Below are 18,900 nucleotides of genomic sequence, written 5' to 3' on the forward strand. Positions count from 1 at the left end.
TTTTCTCCTATCTTACGAAGTGAATAACTGCCCGTTCTCACGAATCAACCCGATCTCAGTATCCTCCGCTGCAACCGGAACCCCACTTATCGAAAAGATGATCTGCGGTCTACCCTCTCGCACCCGGTACAAGCTAGCCCCCTGGGTTCGGGACACGATCCTCAGCCGGTGTTCCGTAAGGTGAGTCAGGTTCCCCCCATGGGTCCCCACAACTACACCCGTTGGCGACATCCATACCGGCGTGGGTATCTTTGAGGATGTAGCGAAGATGGTTGATAGCACCGCCCCTCCCGCCATGTTGACTGGCATTTCTGCCATGACCATCATACCGGGGACCGCCCCGTCACCCACCCGCTTCATCACCATCTTGCCGGGCTCCGTTCCATCCAGATACCAGGTGGAGGTGAAAGAACTGGCGTACAGCCCCGTGGTAACCGGGGCCACCATGATCAGATCCTCAAGGAAGGGGACGTAATTCTTCACCCGGAACCACTCGTACTGGAAAGGGTCGGAGTAGGACAACTTCTTCCCAGCACACCCCCAGATACGACCGAAGGCTTGGCAGAAGTCAGTGAACCCCAGGGGTGGGGCCACGGTGAAGGAGGGGAGAGGTATTGCCTGGGGCACTTGCCCCGTGACCACCCCGCCCACCACGTTCGCCAGGAATAGTTCTTTCCCGTTGGGATGAGTAACCCAGGTCTGAGCACCGGAGGGCAGGTTATTCAGCTTAATTCCCTGGGGAGCGCCGTCGAAAGTTACCTGAGTCAGCCCCCCATTCCCACCGATACGGCCATATGCCGCCAGGGTGTACGCCAGGATGTAAGTCCCAGGGGGCATGTCGCCGGAGACGATACTGACCTCCGGGGCCGGGGGGAGGGCTACCCCCCAGGACCGCACCGTCATATCATCGAGGTACAAAATCCCCTGCCAGTACGGGGTGGACATGAAAACCTTATTGTCGATCTCAGCGTAAGTCATCCGGGCGTCGGGGCCGGTCACTGTGTCAATCGCCGTGGCCGTGACCCCTTCCACCCGGTAAAGCACCCCCGCCGCTACCACCAACATCACGCTCCCGGACCACAGACTATGTGCCCCAGGTAAGGTGATCTTCTTGGCATGCCCTTGACGCTGAATAAGCACCCCTCCGTCCGTCACCTCAGCGTTCAAGATGAAGGAAGGAGTGATCCGACGCTCATCGTCCAGGAGCTTACCCGGCATCTCAGGGAGATTATTCATCCCGTTAAAGCCAAGGGCAGTAATGGGTTTGGAGGCCTTCATGGGCTACATTCCTGAGCCATAGTGGTAAGGTTTTCCCCCGATGGGGTCTCTGCCACCGGTACGCCGGGGCGGATGGAAATTGATCTGAAAATACCCGAGTAACCCCGTCCCCTGACCACGGGCGCCGAAAAGCCCCTTAGCCAACTCCCCTTGCCAATATTGCAAGGGGCCAGCGGTGAATGCGAAGTCGGTAACCTGGTCCACAATAAACTGGTAGTTCTTGATGATGATCTTGGGGTAGATCACCTGGGGGATGAAATTGAACGGGATGCAGTCGCACACATCGCTGGCATCGACCAGGGCCGCGGGCTTTTGGTAGAACCACAGGTTCAGAATGTCCTCTGCCAGTGGGTGAACCCCCAGCATAAAGTCAAGGCCCTGGGGGATAACCGCGAGCTCCCGGACATTATCTCCGGTGATCGTATGGTCTTTGCTCAGTAGGTAACGATAGTTCTTATAGATATTGTGAATGCGATAGGCTGACCCATCCGAGTTTACCCGTTTCGCCATGAACAAGTTCTTATGGAAGGAGTCCGGGAGCGACCAAAGCCAGTCGGTGGTATCCACCTCGATTTCATAAGGAGTCACCATGGCCAGAGGCGGCAAGTCGTAATCGGTGGCCACTGACAGGATGGCATCGTTAATCCAGCCAACCAGCCATGAGGCCAGAGTGCCATTATCCTTGATGAGGTATCCCAACTCAGCCTGCATCTGGCCCAGGTTCATTCGTAATCCTCCTCATAGCCGTCAGGCGGTTGGCCTTTCCAAGCTGGCCGGGCCTTCCACGGGGTCCCGCATTGAGGACAGCGTTTGTCGGACCCGGGGAAAAGGAGCCCCGTGATATAGTCAGATTGCGGCATCCCCAGGCGACACGCTGGATTTTGGCAGACCCGGATAGTGGTTCCGCTGTCGGACATGGATTACTCCATTGAGGCTGCTTCATCCCCAACAAGTTTTGCCACTCCTGCCACTCCTGCTTCGGCCATCTCGGCCATTTCCCGGTGCATGGCATCTTTGGCGTCGCGCTCTGCCTTTTTGGCTTGCCTGGCTTCCAACGCCTTTTTCCATCCGGGAACCGGTGGCTCCGGATCGGGGGAGGGAGAAGGAGAAGGGGCTACAACCGCCGCTACCGGAGGCTGCGGGTCAACCTTCTGGCCGACCTTGGCCTCCCGGCGAGCGTTCAGGGCTGCCACGGCGCCCCAGAGGATATGTTTGGTCGGGCCGTCTGCCGGCCAATAGTTCTGCAGGGCGTCCTCATCCTCAACATATTCGCCAGTATCCATATAGACCGGATAACCGGTGCCGTCCTCAAAGGTGATTTTCCGAGTGGCAGTCTTCTGCCAGTTATCCTTGTTGGCCCACCAATGCAGGGCTTTATCCAGTTCCACCCCTTCCGGGATGACATCTCGCAATGCCTGTTCACTCTTGATGGAGCCTCCACGAGCATACCGATAGCCGCCCTCGGGGGTCAAAATGATGATCTTCGGCACCCCGGTTCCGCCCATCCAAAACTTGCCCGCAACCCGGACATCACCATGTTTCTTGGTTCGCAGGATCTGTGTCGGGTCGTCCGGGTCCCGCTGCTTTCTGGTTTGCTGTCTTGCTCTGTTCAATGCCATGATGTAATTACTCCTTTATTTGCCAGTTATCCGGACACGCAGGGTCGTAACCCCGACCGCCACGGCGCCCAGTTCAACCATCGGAGCGGCAGCACGAGCGGTTCCAGTGAAGGCCGGGGCAGTGTTGGTGCCAGCGGGAGTATAGGACTCCCCGATGGTGGCAACCTCAACCTCGATATCCAGATCATCGTTGTCGCTCAAGGCCCCAACATCCAGGGTCTTGTTGGTGTCGTTGTAGGCCACCGGTGCCAGTTCGGCACTGTTCTTGGTGATCTTGATGAAGTTATTAATAGACCCGGCATCTGGTTCAACCGGTACGCCTAACAAGCGCCCCAATCCCACGGAAATCTTCAAGCCATCCTGAGTGGCAGTCAGGCCCGTCGCCACTACGCTGCTTATCTGGTCGAAAGGTTTGACCCCGTACTTCCAGCGGTAATCGGGAGCATGAGCAATGGTCTTGTCCCCAGCCCCGAAGGTAAAGGTGATGGTATCCGTCTGGGCGGCCCCCCGGAACAGGCCTGTCACCAGGAAAGACAGGGTGCCCTCTTCCATGACAATATCGCCACCCGTGTCGTTCAGTAAGACAATGTTGACGTTTCGGGAATTGGGAATCTCGGCGTTCTCACCATACGTCCAGGCCCCGGCTGCCACAGCGGCTGCCGCATCAATGACCGCCGAATTGGTGGGTAAGGCCGCCTGATCCACGGTTGCGCTATCCGCTACATCCGCATCAGCCCCCTTGAGGTTTTGGAGGGAGTACGCGTAAACCTTCTCTCCAAACACTGCGGGAGTACCAGAAAACACCGGAGCCGCTACTGTACCAGCGGGGGTAAACCCGGCACTTTGGAAAATCCGGATGGTGCCGTAAGGGGCTACCGGGTCGGCCGCCCGAGCGGTCGAATCATAACGGTAATCGTAGCCATCACCCGGTTGCCGAATATCCATCCAGCGGTAAGGCACCGGCATGTTCATACCGAAATTGCCGGGGGCAGGAGCGGGGACTCCATTGGTGGGATAAGTCAGACTGCCGTCACCAGCCCCAAAGGTTAGGGAGGCATAAGCTTCTCTGCCAAATCCATTTTCAAAAATATTAATGTCGCTCGGGGTGCAAGCCACCACGACATCAGATGCAATCAAAGCACGAGGCATAACATCTCTCCTTCCTTACAAAATGGGCCCCAGGTCAACCCCAAGGCCCACCAGAGATTTACATGGCAGAAGAAATCCCGTCGCTGGCTACGGTGATATCACTCCAATACGGCATGTTCACCAGGCTCTCACCCCGATACTGCATGAAGAGCACCGGCTGATAAACTCCGGTCACGGCCCCTCCAGTAGCGGTCGCCGTTGGAGCGGAAGTCCATACCAACTGATCGCCAGGATGAAGGGCCATCAACGGAGGCAAGGCGTGCCCCTGATAGGTCCCGACCGACGGGATATTGGCCAGTTTCGCCATATAGCGATAGCCAGCGGCCAAGTCGTCATCCAAATCGAAACTGATCAACGGGATACCTACCGCACGGGAACAAGACCCGCCACCGGAGAAGGTAATCGTCTCAGTGGTAGTAGTCGCGGTGGTAAGGCTCTTGAAATAAATCACCCCACTGATGCCCCAGGTGCCACCGATGGCCTTCACGATACCGATGGCCCCAGAATTCCCGCCAGTGGCAATCTCTCCCGCACGGGGCTGGGCGCCGGTGCCACCGGTGAAGGCGATTTGAAGAATGCCAGCCGGCTGCAGCGAGAGAATCAACTTGCCCAAGGCGTTTACCGCGGTGGGGTAATTAAAAGCGGTGGTAACCTGGAACCCCGCATACAGGGGAGCGCACGGGAAATTGGCGGTATAAGTATGTAGCGTCGCGGCAGCATCGACGAGGCTAATGGCGGTAACCACCCCATCGTCGTAACCATTGGGCCGCACTTCAAACAGGCTGCTAATCACTTCGTTGGTAGGCATATTTTGGTTCTCCTTACAGAGTCATATTAATGACCGAAGGTTCAGTTTAAAAAAGGTTAAAGGCTTGAAAACCTTATCATTTTAGCCAAACCGTCGTCCGAAAAATTCCAGAACGGAGCGTAATTGTATATACCGTACCAGAACATGGCGTGAAGCAGGCCGCCCCGGGCACCCCAGTTGGGTTGCATCCGCAGGGAAGGAGTCTCCACTTCGGCATAGGCTACCGCTTCGGCGCCGAAGAACACGGCATCGCTGATGAGGCCGTTGTCGTCGATCTCGTCCGCAAAGGCGTTCTGCCGGTTGATCCGCACGAACCGAATGTTGTGGAGATTACACTGCTCGTTCCGGTAGAGCATGTCGCCCTTGCCCATGGCCTTCTGCCAGGACGCCACATCGGGGTCCAGCAACAGGTTTTCGATGTTGCCGCCCGCCGACAGACAGACGTAATGGTCGTTGCCGCCTTCGCCCTGGTTCCCGATATTGCCTTTCTTGCTGGGCCGGGTGTAGAAAGGGACGTGAATCGTGTCCCACATATAGGCGCTGATCTTCTTGACGTGATCCTTGGTCATGGGGGCTGCCGCGGTGGCGACCGGAGCGCCGCCCGTGCCAAAGGTCAGGCCGGTCAGGGAGGTGGGGGTGGCCACGATCTTCACATCGGAAGACAGGAAACCGTCCCGGGTCGCCTCATTATCCATGGTTTCGGCCTGATGCTGTGCCAGGCGCTCTTTGAAAATCTGGTCGATCTTGAACTTGAACAGAGTCTCCAACTTGTGGGAGAACTGCAAGGCGACGCCATGCTCGGTCACGTCCATGGAACGCTTTCCGAAGGCGAGCATCCGTACCGGGATTTCTCCGGTCTCTTCCAGGCTACCGTCCAGGCTGTCCGGGATGGGCAGGTTGTGATACCAGGTGATATTGTCGCCGGCGTTCTTCTTCATGCCGCCCGGCACGGGCCGCGCAAAAGCTGAAACCCGACATTCGCCATACATAGCAGTCAACATGTCATCAGCGATTTGATGATTTCCTAGCAAACCGCCACCTAAATCTGTCCAAAGGTGTTCATCAGCCATATTGGCCTCCTAAAATTACGGAGATATTTGGTCCATAATCTCCGAAAGGGTTTTACGTTTAAGTGGCTCCTTGGAAGAGGAAAAGTCTGCTCCTTTGCCAAGAGGCCGGTTTCTGTTTTGGTTAGCAAGGGCAGCTTGGCGCTGCGCTTCGGTTTGTTCCACGACTCTGCCGAGCTTCTGTTTGACTCCGGCCACGACCCAATCCACCTTCTCATGGATGGCCTCGACGCCCTTATTCTTCAACTCATTGGGCATCTTGGAAGCCAGAGCATCGAACATGATGCGGTCGGCTGAGTCTTCTTCCATGTCCAGACCAGATGCTTTCGCCAGATCGAGGGCCTTGTTGTACGCCCGGGTGGATTCGTCTTGGATATCTCGTTCGGCCTTGGCCGCTTTCTCAGCTTCACGCTCGGCCTTCACCTGTTCCTTAACGAGGTTTGACACCTCTTCCCTGGACAGGCCAGCGGTTGAACCCATGCCTGATTCCAGCAGGGCTTCGGCGTTGGCCTCGGCCCATGCACCCGCAACATGGTCATCATAGTCCGGGTCTTGCGTGTCCAATTCCCGGATTTTAGCGACGGCCTTCTTGTTGGCGGTACGAGCAACCTCGAAGAGTTTCTTTTTGCGTTCTTCCGGGGTCGCTGGCGGGACCGGAGGTTCTTCCTCCTTCTCAGGCGGCTTGGCCGCTCTCAGTTCTGCCAGTTCTGCTTCCAGGGTTTCACGAGCAACCTTTTCCTCGGCGGCTTTCGTGGTAGCCTCGTGCATCCGGCGCTCCGCTTCTTCACGAGCCCCCTCAGTCTCTTCCCAAGTTTTATGTTTGGGCGTAAACTCGGGCGGCTTGGCTGCGGCCTCGGCTGCTTCCCGCTCGGCCTTCTGCTCTGGGGTTTCTGCTTCCAGGGCAGCTTGTCGGTCTGCTTCTGCGGCCGCCGCTTCCTCTTCCGGGGTGGGCGGTGCCGCAAGGCTCGGGTCTGCGTCCGGGTGATCCATCAGGTGGGCTAGCGTGAGTCTGCCACCTTCAGAACCTTCTTCGCCTTCCGGCAGTTCGTGATCTTCTGGGTCTGGCATGGTGCATCTCCTTTTCTGGCGGGTATCCTTGCGGGCCGCCAGGGGGCCTAAAGCACCCCTCTGGTTATGTCTTCCGGACCGGTATCCCTTTACGGGGCGGCGTCGGCTAAGGCGCTAAGTGGTGCTCCCATCCGCTTCCTGACTAAATTTTTGATCACCGTGGATGGGTCGATTCGCATTTGTAGTTGCTTAAAAAGCCGTGTCTGGGCTTGGCCGTCAGGGTGCTCCATGTAGATCCTGAGCATCGTGGCCTCCATCTCCTGGATGAGCAATTTCACCACCGGACCAAGGTTTGGATCGGATTGAAATTGAATCGCCTCTTGAACGACTTCCTGCTCTTCAATCTCCGCAGCCCTGGCCTGATCGAACCTACCAGGCCCTACACCCCGGCCCATGGGTTGATGCCCGTTCATTAAATTGCTCCTTCAGGTGGTTGCATCCCTTCCGGCATCGCTGGCGGCTGGGCTGCCGTCATGGCCGCCTGAGCATCTGTTTGACCCGCCTGGGCAGCAAATAGATCGGCCTGGGAAAGATTAGCCTCAGCCTCCGCCGCAGCTTTATCGGCCCCAGCCGCATGCTTCGCCGCTTCCGCCGCCGCCACTTGAGTCTGAATCTCAAGCTGCTGCTGCTCTTGCTGGATAGTCGCCTCTTGCTGCTGTTGCTGTTGCTGGTCGATCTGATCGGCCTGTTCTTGTGAAATCAGCACTCCGATGTCAACCAAATTGGTATACTTCACCCGAGCTTTCAGATACGGGTATGGCTTGAGGAAAGGCAAGAATACGCTATTGGGCTGGAACATCTCTTCCATATCCTTCAAGTTCCTCAAATTCTCCTGGTGCTTCATAAAAGCCGAAATGCCAGCGATCTTGAAATTCCCGCTGGTCAGTTTCGGCAAGTTCAGTCCGGTAGGAAACTGCTCCGACACCGGCACCTGATATTTCTGGGCGAACTCCGGGAACCACTGCCGTAGCTCATCAAAAGTCATATTGACCCGTATCGTTTCGGCCATGGCGGTGATAACATTCAGTGCCCCGTCTTCAATGTCTGCCGCAATGGAGCCCATGAGGGTGTTGCTCTGGTCCAGGTTCTGGGCCGCTTCACCTTTGGTTATTTGAGAGCGATATCCAGGGTTTCCTTGAATCGTGGCGCTTATCCCGCTGCCATCGTCCATGATCATGTCGGCCTTGGCCAGCATGGCGAGGATGTCGTTGTTCCGGGTGTTACGCTCAATGGTCCGGGTTACCGGCTGGCCGTTAGCGGTCTGGTAGGTCAACTGAGTCTTGCCAGGGAACACATCGTTGTCCATGGGGTTCACCAGGGCATCGGTATTCATCTCCGTCATAGGGTTGACCACCCAATTCAGATTGTCCGCATGGAGAGAGAGCAAATTGTTGGCGAAGTACCACAGGCTCCTGATCCCTTGGAGTAAGCCGCGGCCATCAAAACGGCGCAGGTTGGGGAGGGCGCTAAACCCTACCCCAGGCCAGCGGATGGTGGGATAAGGGCTTGACTCGGGAGCCCTGATCACTTGGCCGCCGGCCACAGTGTATCTCGCGCTATTGAGCAGTTCTTCCCCTCTCGGGGAGAGCACCTTGCCCCAGAACTCCGAAACCATTACCGTATTGTTGTACTTGCCCTGGACATGGATCATGTTCTTGCGCCGGGCAATCTCTTCCTCGGTAAGATTCGAGTCAGTGAGCCAGCCGCCGCCAATGCCGAAATCTTCAATGTTCTTATAGATGCCAGCTTTCTCGCCCTTTTTGAGTTCTGAATACGCCTGCCATTCCTGGTGGACCCAATAACGCCCCGACCAGGGCTCACGGCTGGCGGCGATAGGATCACGGTGGATATTCTCCGGGTTTAGTAGATCCAGCTTCAGGCCTTTGCCTGATTCCCAATAGGGCATAACTTCCAGGGAAGTGCCGATGGCCAGGGCCATGGCGGTTGCATCCGCAAATTTAGTCGGAAAATTGGCGTAGTTCCGGGTCACCATCAAGCCCATGAACTGAGACCAAAAATCGACCGCCTCCGGGTCCCTCTCATTCTCAATGGCGAGGAAATCTACATCGAAGGCAGTTCGGGCCAGGGCCTGTCCCGTCCTGACGTACTTGTTGGGCTTGGGGTAGGTGATCTTGGACTGCCACATCTCCTTCATGGCCCAGTTGTCCGGTTCCTCTTCATTGAAGATGCGCCAGCACTCTTCCTGCATTCGGCGAATATCCAGCATGGCCTTGACGGAGGTATCAACGCAGTCCATGCAGTAGTCCACGAAGTGGCCAGGGGACTCGCCGGCATAGGCGCTGGCAGCCTCTTCCCGTTCGGCCTGTTCCTTCGGGTCCATCTGCTTCGGCTCGCTGATGCTGCTGGCCGGGAGGTCTTCTTGAAGGGCCATTGGTCGCCTATTTCAGGTGCTTAATTTTTTCAGAAGGGAGCACGGTCATACCGGAAGGCTTGCCGCCGCCGCCTGATTTCCGCTGCTCATTCAGGGCCACAGCCACGGCCTGCTTATCGGCGGCCTCTTTCCCAAACTTTGCCTTGGTATGCTCAAATGTTTTGCCGCCGTGGAACTCGGAAATGTTCTCCGACACAACTTTTTTCGATTTACCCGGTTTTAATGGCATCCTGATTCTCCTTTTGTCCCCAGATCCTCTCCCACCCTTCCCTGTAGGCATCCCCGGAATGCTGGACGCAGGCTATGTCGCCGTGGTCAAGGTTGCCAAGATCGGCGTTCCAACCTGCAGGGGGCGTAATCTCTTGATCGGTCAGAGTGTTCTTGAACCCTTCTCGGGTCCGCATGGTTCCATCCCCGTTCCATCCTTCAAAAAAAGTATGAGGACGCCACCGTTGGAACCCGGCCTCTTCCATCTTGAGGCGGTTCCCCACGTTGGTTGGCGTCCATCCTTTAGCGGGTCGCCGCATGTTGTCTACCTCCCTGCACCGCATAACTATTGGCAACTTTGCGCCATTTGGCGTTCTGCCGGGCCATGGCGCCCCGGTCAAGACCCTGCCGGCCAACCTTCCCAAGACACACGCAGACCGAATTGGCCCATGCGTCCATCGTGTGGCTGATTTCTGTCTTCTGGGGCTCCGTCCCTACGATGTTTCCAGAATTGTCGATCTTGAAGTGCCAAGCCCCATTGAGCCCCTTATCCAGAAGATGGTTGGTGGCCGACAGATAGACCATCGGAGCATTGGAAGGGCTCCGGTGAATAAGCCAATAATTGAAAGTGCGCTCAATTTCCGACCAGGTGACCGGGCCGCCCTCAAACCGGGGCTTGTAAATCCCGTGGCCGAACTGCGTGAAGAACTTCTCAATATCTTGAGCAGGAGAATGGCTGTAATTTCCTTGGTCTCGGTTACCGATACTGCGGTCACCGCAAATCCGCCAAGACCTCCACTTGTTATTCCACTTGGGGCTTCTCAGAAGAGGGCCAACCTGAGTTTCCAAGAGAGTCGCAATGTCAGTCCCTTCCGCCCGCACCGTGTCGATGTAAATCAGACGGTTTTCTGTAGTGATTTGGCCTAGAACGCACGACGGATTATGCCATCCGTCAAAACCCGCAAAGCAAGTCAGGCCGGGGGAAGGCCAGATTTCCGAGGGGCAAAGGTGAATGTCCCGCTTATACCCGGGGGCCACCTCTTTACCTGGCTTGAACTCGGCAAATTTACCTTCGACATAGCGCGCCCTAGCCGTTTCATCATGCGAAAAGACCCGTTTCGCCATCTGCATGGCTTCTTCATTGAGGGCCTGCATTTCGTCATAAGTAACTCTGAATACCCGCTTGACGATCAGAGGCGCTTCCGGGTCGATATCGGGTTCCAAGATGAGGCGCCGATAAGTCCAGTGGGTTTCCTCGGCATAGTTCATGTCAACTTGGAGCCGGCTGGGTGTACCTGAGCGGCGAGTGGAACGGTAAGCGGCGTGATCATAAACCACTTCCGGCACACCAGCATTACCCTTCTCAGTCATGGGGGCCGGGTCATTAATCCAGATCAAAGACCAGGATGAAGCACCTTGTAGACGCTGCAGATCGGAAGGGTCGTTACAACCGAAGAGATCAATGTCGATATGGAAGCCGCCAGCCAGGTCAATGCGGCATTCCTTGTTCTCATTCTTGAAATGCACATAACTGGTATCGGCTTGGAAAAATTCATAGAAAGATGGAACCACTGAAATTCTGATGTTCTCCAAGGTATCACGAATGATAGCAACCCTGATGCTTTGCTTACATCGTTGCTGATGGGCTAAGATAGCTTGAATGGACGCAAAAGTTTTATGGGCACCTGGAGGGCCGAATAATGCGTTAATTTGGGCCGTAGAATGAATGTATGATAATGAAGTCGGCCCGAATAACCATTTTACTTCTGCCATATTGTAAGTTGGCAACAAATAAATGGAAATTACAAGGGGTAAAATTATCAGAATGTCATTTTGTTGTGAATTGTGTTAGCAATATAGTTGACAATATGTTGAGGCGTGGGAAACGGTATTATTACGTTGATATGAAGGTATTTGGGTACTACATGGGGGAGGGAAGAGAGGTGTGATATCGGTAAATCGTATTTATAGATAATGTATCTGTTATTTATGTTGTGAGCGGGGACCGGGTCTCGAACCCGGAACCACCGACCGGGAAGGTCGGCCTCTACCCATTGAGCTTATCCCCGCTTATTTTGCCTTCTAATCTTCAACTCCCCGGTCATGGCGGCTGACAGAAGCCATTAATAACTGCTCGGGGGTCGGCTCCGGAGCCGGGTGGAGAGGTCCGAGCGGTTGACCGGTCATGGCGTCTATTCGACTCGCATAGATCGGACAATTTTCCTGAGTGGTATCCTCACCCTGTAAACATTCCCCCTCTTCCGCCCAAAAACAGCCGGTGCAACTCATGACTTCACCCCCTCGTAAATATTCCGGATATTCTGCATGAAATACTTGCCTACCGACTTGGCCGCCCGGAAGGCCTCATAAGTTTCCAGGGACACATCACGGTATATATAGTAGGAACCGCTGGTGAACTGGATATGAAGCTCCTGTGCCTGGGGGTCGTACCCGATGGAGTGGATGTTCGATGAGGTTACAGCGTATAGGATCACTTTGTCAGCAGGCATCAACATTTTCCTTTGATCATGTCCCATGGTTCTATCAGGTAGAAAATGAAATCTTCTTTCATAATCTCGTCAATCAACTGCTTGTTTTCGGCCAATGGCTTATCGCCCTCGATGAGAAAGTACGGGGGCCAGCCGATGATGTCGGGATGAGTAAGGGAGGCCATTAATCGGGCTCGCCATCATTGTCATTATCTGCCCTTTGAGCCACCCGTTGACCCTGACTCGGACACTTTCGGCCCAACCGACACAACGGCTCTCCGGCTTTGGGGTTGCCCGTGTCAGGGTGAGGAAAGAACCAGTACCGGCACACCCAATGGTTGATCGTGCCACCCTTGAACTCCGTACACGTTGGTTCACACATTACCATCACCCGACCCTCTGCATCTCTTTGAGCCCGTCCTGGAACCCGGAAGCGTGGCCCAACGCTTCGCTCTCCACGAACCCCGCCCGGTACGCATCCTCAGCCGCTCCAGCCGCAAGACATATCGCCCCCATAAAGCCCAGGGTGAAGACTGCTACCGCTACGATCACCAACCAGAACCAGTGGACCATGGTGCGCCTCCTTATCAAGGTGGGGTCCGAGTGAGGTTAGACCCGGCCCGGACCCCGGTATCTAAATTCCGAATCAGCTATCCAGCCTACCTAACAGCCGCCTTTCTTTTTGCCGCGCATCAGAACCACCTCCTTTATTCGTTCCTGGCGATACTGGCGTTGGCCCACATGATCGCTTCTTCAAGTTTCGTTAAAGCCAAGGATTTCTCCCTGCTCTCAGAACAAAGATTATTGATGTTTTGGGCCAGGGCGCGAGCATGAGAGCGCAGAAGATCATACTTGGCTGGCTGGCCCTCCTTGGGGGCGTGGTAAGTAAAGCGATGATTGATGTCAGCCATAGAGCCAGGGTACGGATAAGAAGGAGGGGGAGCAGGAGCATCTTCGCCCAACATCTTGACATTCCCTGCCTCGAATGCCTTGGCCGGCGACCAGGATTCATAGCCGTCCTCGTATAGAACATAATAACCACCTACAGGGTTCACACCCTCCGGGACCCGGTGAGCCAAGTGAAGGCTTACAGGGACCGACTCTCCACATTCCAGGTCCCAATGACCGGTCATGGACGGCGATTCTGATACCGAAGCGACGATCTTATCCGCCCGAACTCGCTTATGGCTCTGCCATTCAGGAAGAGCGGTTTCTTGCTGATTCTCTACCATAATCTTCTCCTGGAACCGTCTTCGACTCTCGCCTGGCGCCGGTGGCCTCCTGGGGGTTAAGGGATAAGACTGACCGACATAATGATGTAGTCGGGCGGTTCATAAATATGAGAGCCGCCCATGATGGCGTGGATCTGGTCGGCTGGCATGATGTAGTTCACCCTGACAATGACCTCCCGGCCAGTGTAGGAAAACTGAACAGATTCTTCATCATCAGAAAAACCTATTTCACAACGACCCCTGTAAACCTCCGGGTCCCACTCCTTCAGCAACAGTTCGTCCCCCACCCGGTAGTCCCGGTCATTCCGGCGAAGCTCAAACTTCTTCTTACCGTTCAAGGTGAGCTGAAAGAACTCCGGCCAGGTCTTCAGACTGTGGACCACTTTGCGAATGCGTTCAGACATCGGTTACTCCTTATGGTTTGAGGAAATAGGGCAATCCCTGCATGGCCTCGGCCGCCCCTGAGCCGCGAGCTCCACCATGTCCACCACATCCGCCCCGATAGCCTCAGCCCAGGTGGCAACTACCAATTCGTTCCCGGGCGGGTTCCTGAAGCCTAACTCGATTGCCGAGACATAGGCGGCTGAGTAGTCAAGCACCTTCGCCAGTGTCCGGAGCGAGATGCCGGCGGATTCCCGGATGGAGCGGGCGGTGGTGCCGAAGGTTTTTATCCCTGCCATACCGGCCCCCCACCAGGCGCCGTCCCGTGCCGCTCGATGAATCTAAGGCGCCGGATGCATTCCTGGGTACGATTAAAGTTCGTATAGGCCCGTCGCTTGGGGGAATAAGTCTTGGGACCAAACTGTGCTCTCGCCATGGCCAGAAAATATCGCAAGACTCTTGGATCAGTGAATTTCCGCATTACCTTTTCTCCTTCCCGACCTTCTCAGATGTCCAGACTACCCACCTTCTCCCGGACTCAGCCTTACTGCCAACCCCTCACCTTGCGCCCCGGCCAATGCGCCTGGTGCATTTTGGGATGTGGTCTACTCCCCCAGCCATGCACGGGCAGCGTCCCACTCTATCTCATTGCAATGCACGTCTTTTGAAATCGCCACAGTCGGCCCAGGCACCACCTCTTTCCCCGCCGCCTCAGAGATCAGAACGCAATGGACTTCCTTCAACATCTGGAAGCCGGACATTTCAAGGCTGAATGCTCCAAACCAGTTCCAGCAGCGGAATACAATGTAGTAATGCAGCCGGTCAACCCCGCTCTCATTGATAATCCGGGTGTCGATCATGCGGAGGCACGGGATGGACTGATCGCCAGCACACTTCCACATATCATCGAACACATTCCCCACCGCCATCGTCGCCTTTTGCGTATAAAACCCGCCCTGGGCGTACCTATCCGTCGTGTACCTTATCCCCGGCATCAGCCATTGGGCGTAGGTGTACGCCTCGTTCGGTGCCGGAGGTGCGTCGGTATACAACTTCTCCAACAAGTACCGCTCCGCATCTTCCTCGTTGCACAGCGACACGCACCCCGGCTTGCTCAAGGGCACCAACGGGCGGTCCTCCGGGTGGGTGATCTCGACGCTCACAAAATCCAAGGCCTTCCTCAACATCCCGGCCCGGGTACTGTCATCCTTCCGGTACTCCCGGCCCCGATGCATGATCTCCCGCATGACCGTGATCCACGCCTCTTCCAAATTGCGGACGGTTAGGTGTGCCGTGATCACTTCCCCATCTCCTTCATAGCTATCTTCAGCAAGCGGATTATCTGGTTGCTCAAAGGGCGATCCTGTTCTTCAGCCTCCGCATAGATCGCCTCGAATAGCTCCCGGTTCTTCCCGACAGTCGGTAGTTTGATCTCTTTCGGGAGGCCATTCACGGGTGTAACCGGCGATTCGGTCTTAGGAGGCTTCTCAGGCTTGACCTCATTATTGCAAGGAGTGGCCAGGGGTTCAGTCTTGGAAACTATGGGCATCGGTACGGCTTCCTCCTGTTTCGGTTTTGATTGGCCGGCAAGCTGGTAGCGGTATGGTCGGGGGCCTTCCAACTGAATAATCTTCCCGACCTCCATCAGAAGTTTGACCTGCTGATTGGCCGTGGATACCGCCCTGTCCAGGTGCGCCGCTATCTCATGCTGCGTCGGGGCCCCGAGGTGCGTAATGGCATGTAGGACCTCTTCTGTAATCCGCGGAATATCATCCTCAAATGGCATACCCTTCTTCTCCAACCGCTCACCCCGGCACTCCACACATTTTTCCAACCCCCAGGGGATGGTCCGGGCACAAGGGTTCGTTGATACCTTAATCCGCTCAATCCGCTCCAGGTTTTTCCCGCAAGGTGGGGTAAGATGATCAGCGTTGTAAACTGGGCAGTGGTAGAGTAGGTCGGCGTTACTCATGGGTGTGCAGTCCCTCGGCAGGATGGGGTAGCGATACCCGATCATCCATGCCCGGCTTCGTTACTGCCAGATGAAGAATTGCCATGGCGTTCCAAGCAACATGCGCCATGTGGGGCAGGCCGCTCTCAGTATCCAAATTTTCCCCCGCCGCCCAAGCCCAAGCGTGACGTTGCAGTGAGGCGAAAACCTCCATAAACGGCAACCCCTTCTCCCAATTTCTGGCGTCATATTTTTGACAGCCATGGGTATATACTTCCGCAATGTTCCGCAGAGCCAGGGGAGAGATGAGGTCGTACCGTAACTTGCCAGCGTTGTGCCGGTCACCCCGGTTCTCTTCACCCATCATTCACCGCCATATTAACAGGCATACCCGCCCTATCCTTCTCCCAATACCCGAGCGGGCACCGGTAAATCTTGAGGATTGCCGATTGTGCCTTACTGCAGTACAGGGCCACGCCATCCTTGTAACTCGCATGGGCGCACAGGTGGAAGAAACATTCGCCGTCTTTCACGTTGTTACCTTATCCCCCACCAACATCCCCGCATCACGGAGAGATTGATACAGTACCCTGGCGAAGTTTGACACAAACACCTCGTCGTTCTGCAATTCGTGTCGTATGGAATGAAGAACACCGTGAACAAATTCATGGAAAAAAGAGTATTCTATTGCTTCCCTGTGCCTTGGGTCACCAGTTACGTCGGGTTGTAAAGCTATCTTCTGAGTACGATAGTGAATTTCTCCAGAACAATCCCTTTCAGCACTTAATATCGGGTCGAACACTACATCGTAAGTGTGACCCATAATATTGATCTTATCTGGAATCTTTATCATTCGTATGCACCCATAGATTCTAAAACACCAGATTCGTCAAACCGAAAAATTGTATAGAACCCTGAATATCCTTCGTTCTTAGGGCCATCGTCGGAATCAACTTCTATAAAATTATCTTGACTTTCAAACACCACCCCCGCCTTATTTAAAAACTCTTCAAGCCGTTCACGATCTGTCATTACTTCTCCCTCCTTATTTCTATCCACCACCACATGATCACCGCCACTATTACTTCCTCGATGAGCCAGGTGAGCATGGATTATTTCCTCTTTTTGAATACCCAGAAGTACGAATGATATTTCCTCGCATGTACCTGCCGCTTATGGTTTGGGTCTCTCATCCGGTGCGTCGCCAGGAGGATAAAAATATCCTTGGGAATATACCCCATCGCTATCGCCTGATTCGCAACTTTGACATGGGTAAAGTTATTAACTCCACTCAGCACTCCATCCTGACACTTAAAAACCAGGTATCCTCCCGGCTTCAGTACCCGCCGAATTTCGTACATCGCCGCATGATAAAAATTCCACAAGTCCTGTATGGTGCCCACAATCTCACCAAACCGGGCCTTAAGCGACGCCCCGGGGCCAGTGCACGCCATAAATGGCGGGTCGAACATCACAGAGTTCAGACAACCATCCTTGAGGGGCAGCCGGCAGGCGTCCGCGGCAATCACCCCAGGCTTCCGTGGTGCCAAATCGAAGCAAAGTTCTGGCCGGGGGAGAGACTTCTTATAAAAGCAGCCGGACCCAAAGGTTACGTCCGCTTGAATCGGGCCGGTATGCAGCGCCACAATGTTCTGCAATATCTCGTCCTGGTCAAACGAGATGGACTTGATGATGCTCACCCGCTCAGTCCCCATGCCCTGCCGGCGCCTTACCAGGTGAAGGAGGGAGGTTGGCGTTAGCCGGATCCGCATGATTCCCAACCTCACCGCAGGTGAAGTGGTCCGTAAAGCCAACACAACTCCATAAATTCCACGGCTGCAGGCACCGCCGACAGACCCATGACCCACAGAAGTTCTCCGGCTTAACCTGCACCGCCCGGGAAGATAATGAACAAAAATGCAGATTCTTTATTTCATCGGGCCATAAATCATCGCCATCTGGCGGCTTTGGCCTACTACAGAACAAGCACCCCTCACACTTCAGCCAGCCCGGTCGCATAACTCGTTACCTCTCCTTCTTAATCCAAGATGATGGTGATGATATTGCCGCCGTAAATTAACTCATCTTGGGTCATATCAATCTTCGCCTTTCGGCCAGCTTGGCGGCATCACAAACTGCCGGTAAACCAATCTATGAGCATGCTCTGGTAGCGATATTTTCAGGTTCGGGTAGATGACATCAATCTCGAACTTTACTCTGGTATACCGAACAGGCCAATAAAGCCCCCACAGCCAAAGGCGCACCTTCCAAACTATCCAAGGGAAAAGAGAAAGGTCTTGCGTTCTCCAAAAAGAAGGTGGCCCGTGGCGCAGGATCAACCACCATGGAGCCCAACGCAATTTCACCGCTTCCCACCAGTTTGCCGGATATTTATAAATATCTTCCCATGCCCGTTCACCCATGGCGGATGTGGTAATTTTCAAAAGAGCCCGCTCACCCAAATTCTCAATCAACTCTTTTACAATCTCAGCGCGGGCATTATGAAGTAGGTCGGTAACATCCTCACAATGAGCAAAATGAACCCTGTTTAATTTGATTTCCTGGACACGGGTTAATAGATTTTCCATGTTATCGCTCAATCTCCATGTACGCCTTGATGAACTGCGCTGCTACCGGGGGGTAAGCGCCGCAGGCCCTCAACCCCTCCCAGGTGGAAAAACCAAAAACTGCCGGCTGGCCCTCAGCACGAGTACTCAACCCGGCACCGCAGGTGGGCAAGTAACCATGTCGCTATACTATGCCATACCGACATAATGTCAAGAGAAATGTCAACATTCATGCTGAATTAATGATGATTGTGGGATTGTTAAAGCGCGGAGGGAGGATTGGTTACTCGGGAGAGATAGAGCAAGGTGGGGGAGAGGCGAAATGTAGCATAGTAATATCCAGGAAATGACACGAGTTTTGTCACCTTGAAACGTAGAGCACATAAGGGTTTTATGGGAAATGGAAAGATTTTCTGACTGAAAATTTTTAGGAAATCAGAGAAGTGACGGGGGGGGTAAACCTTAACATGTGTTAATATGGGTCAATGGAATGTATGCAATCTTTGCCGGGTAGGACATTAATAGACACGGGGGTATAGGAGTCACCCTATGGGTTTTGATCTATGGGTCGGAATACCCTTGAGCCTGCCACCAGACCAGCGCGGGCAGGGTTAGCCGGTCGAAGCACCCAAAACCCACGCCCAGCACAGCCCGGAATCAGACAAGAGGATAGTCAATCCGTTGGTCTGGTG

The 18,900-nt window shown here is 54.7% G+C and carries 26 protein-coding genes; all 26 read right to left on the reverse strand.

What is annotated here, in order from left to right; translation table 11 throughout:
• Positions 1–12 precede the first annotated feature (12 nt).
• Positions 13–1,278, reverse strand: a complete 1,266-nt coding sequence (locus WC356_02305) for a hypothetical protein (protein MFA5381970.1) — start codon at positions 1,276–1,278, stop codon at positions 13–15.
• Between the two features lie 3 nt (positions 1,279–1,281).
• Positions 1,282–2,004, reverse strand: a complete 723-nt coding sequence (locus tag WC356_02310; GenBank protein ID MFA5381971.1) for a hypothetical protein — start codon at positions 2,002–2,004, stop codon at positions 1,282–1,284.
• A 194-nt stretch (positions 2,005–2,198) separates the two neighbouring features.
• Complete coding sequence (locus tag WC356_02315; GenBank protein MFA5381972.1) at positions 2,199–2,897, reverse strand: hypothetical protein; 699 nt, start codon at positions 2,895–2,897, stop codon at positions 2,199–2,201.
• 15 nt (positions 2,898–2,912) lie between these two features.
• The gene (locus WC356_02320) at positions 2,913–4,046 is read right to left on the reverse strand and encodes a hypothetical protein (GenBank protein ID MFA5381973.1); all 1,134 of its coding nucleotides are present in this window, start codon (positions 4,044–4,046) and stop codon (positions 2,913–2,915) included.
• 58 nt (positions 4,047–4,104) lie between these two features.
• Positions 4,105–4,854, reverse strand: coding sequence for a hypothetical protein (locus tag WC356_02325; GenBank protein ID MFA5381974.1), 750 nt, complete (start codon positions 4,852–4,854; stop codon positions 4,105–4,107).
• Positions 4,855–4,910: 56 nt separating this feature from the next.
• Positions 4,911–5,924, reverse strand: a complete 1,014-nt coding sequence (locus WC356_02330) for a hypothetical protein (protein MFA5381975.1) — start codon at positions 5,922–5,924, stop codon at positions 4,911–4,913.
• Between the two features lie 15 nt (positions 5,925–5,939).
• Complete coding sequence (locus tag WC356_02335; GenBank protein MFA5381976.1) at positions 5,940–6,989, reverse strand: hypothetical protein; 1,050 nt, start codon at positions 6,987–6,989, stop codon at positions 5,940–5,942.
• 89 nt (positions 6,990–7,078) lie between these two features.
• Positions 7,079–7,402, reverse strand: a complete 324-nt coding sequence (locus WC356_02340; protein MFA5381977.1) for a hypothetical protein — start codon at positions 7,400–7,402, stop codon at positions 7,079–7,081.
• A complete protein-coding gene (locus WC356_02345) occupies positions 7,402–9,381 on the reverse strand; it encodes a hypothetical protein (protein MFA5381978.1) in 1,980 nt (659 codons plus the stop codon). The genes WC356_02340 and WC356_02345 overlap by 1 nt, the downstream gene beginning before the upstream one ends.
• Before the next feature lie 7 nt (positions 9,382–9,388).
• Positions 9,389–9,610 (reverse strand): hypothetical protein, encoded by a 222-nt coding sequence (locus WC356_02350; protein MFA5381979.1) that lies wholly within the window; start codon positions 9,608–9,610, stop codon positions 9,389–9,391.
• Complete coding sequence (locus tag WC356_02355; protein ID MFA5381980.1) at positions 9,591–9,785, reverse strand: hypothetical protein; 195 nt, start codon at positions 9,783–9,785, stop codon at positions 9,591–9,593. The genes WC356_02350 and WC356_02355 overlap by 20 nt, the downstream gene beginning before the upstream one ends.
• Positions 9,786–9,891: 106 nt before the next feature.
• Positions 9,892–11,361, reverse strand: a complete 1,470-nt coding sequence (locus WC356_02360) for a hypothetical protein (GenBank protein ID MFA5381981.1) — start codon at positions 11,359–11,361, stop codon at positions 9,892–9,894.
• 512 nt (positions 11,362–11,873) lie between these two features.
• Entirely contained in the window at positions 11,874–12,098 is a 225-nt protein-coding gene (locus tag WC356_02365) for a KTSC domain-containing protein (GenBank protein MFA5381982.1), read from the reverse strand.
• Between the two features lie 366 nt (positions 12,099–12,464).
• The gene (locus WC356_02370) at positions 12,465–12,650 is read right to left on the reverse strand and encodes a hypothetical protein (GenBank protein ID MFA5381983.1); all 186 of its coding nucleotides are present in this window, start codon (positions 12,648–12,650) and stop codon (positions 12,465–12,467) included.
• Positions 12,651–12,784: 134 nt separating this feature from the next.
• Positions 12,785–13,309, reverse strand: a complete 525-nt coding sequence (locus WC356_02375; protein ID MFA5381984.1) for a hypothetical protein — start codon at positions 13,307–13,309, stop codon at positions 12,785–12,787.
• 56 nt (positions 13,310–13,365) lie between these two features.
• On the reverse strand, positions 13,366–13,713 hold the full coding sequence (locus WC356_02380) for a DUF3850 domain-containing protein (protein ID MFA5381985.1): 348 nt from the start codon (positions 13,711–13,713) through the stop codon (positions 13,366–13,368).
• 3 nt (positions 13,714–13,716) lie between these two features.
• Positions 13,717–13,989, reverse strand: a complete 273-nt coding sequence (locus WC356_02385; protein MFA5381986.1) for a helix-turn-helix domain-containing protein — start codon at positions 13,987–13,989, stop codon at positions 13,717–13,719.
• On the reverse strand, positions 13,977–14,171 hold the full coding sequence (locus WC356_02390) for a hypothetical protein (protein MFA5381987.1): 195 nt from the start codon (positions 14,169–14,171) through the stop codon (positions 13,977–13,979). The genes WC356_02385 and WC356_02390 overlap by 13 nt, the downstream gene beginning before the upstream one ends.
• Positions 14,172–14,295: 124 nt before the next feature.
• A complete protein-coding gene (locus WC356_02395) occupies positions 14,296–14,991 on the reverse strand; it encodes a hypothetical protein (GenBank protein MFA5381988.1) in 696 nt (231 codons plus the stop codon).
• Positions 14,988–15,491: a helix-turn-helix domain-containing protein gene (locus tag WC356_02400; GenBank protein MFA5381989.1), complete on the reverse strand. Its 504-nt coding sequence runs from the start codon at positions 15,489–15,491 to the stop codon at positions 14,988–14,990. The genes WC356_02395 and WC356_02400 overlap by 4 nt, the downstream gene beginning before the upstream one ends.
• A gap of 163 nt (positions 15,492–15,654) precedes the next feature.
• Positions 15,655–16,008, reverse strand: coding sequence for a dATP/dGTP diphosphohydrolase domain-containing protein (locus tag WC356_02405; GenBank protein ID MFA5381990.1), 354 nt, complete (start codon positions 16,006–16,008; stop codon positions 15,655–15,657).
• Between the two features lie 162 nt (positions 16,009–16,170).
• Positions 16,171–16,494 (reverse strand): hypothetical protein, encoded by a 324-nt coding sequence (locus WC356_02410; GenBank protein ID MFA5381991.1) that lies wholly within the window; start codon positions 16,492–16,494, stop codon positions 16,171–16,173.
• Positions 16,491–16,673 (reverse strand): hypothetical protein, encoded by a 183-nt coding sequence (locus tag WC356_02415; protein MFA5381992.1) that lies wholly within the window; start codon positions 16,671–16,673, stop codon positions 16,491–16,493. Before WC356_02415 ends, WC356_02410 begins: the two co-directional genes overlap by 4 nt.
• An 80-nt stretch (positions 16,674–16,753) precedes the next feature.
• On the reverse strand, positions 16,754–17,356 hold the full coding sequence (locus WC356_02420; GenBank protein ID MFA5381993.1) for a hypothetical protein: 603 nt from the start codon (positions 17,354–17,356) through the stop codon (positions 16,754–16,756).
• 381 nt (positions 17,357–17,737) lie between these two features.
• Positions 17,738–18,229, reverse strand: coding sequence for a hypothetical protein (locus WC356_02425; GenBank protein ID MFA5381994.1), 492 nt, complete (start codon positions 18,227–18,229; stop codon positions 17,738–17,740).
• A gap of 1 nt (position 18,230) precedes the next feature.
• Positions 18,231–18,359, reverse strand: a complete 129-nt coding sequence (locus WC356_02430) for a hypothetical protein (GenBank protein MFA5381995.1) — start codon at positions 18,357–18,359, stop codon at positions 18,231–18,233.
• Positions 18,360–18,900 lie beyond the last annotated feature (541 nt).

The organism is Candidatus Micrarchaeia archaeon (genome assembly GCA_041653315.1).
Classification (GTDB): Archaea; Micrarchaeota; Micrarchaeia; order Anstonellales; family JAHKLY01; genus JAHKLY01.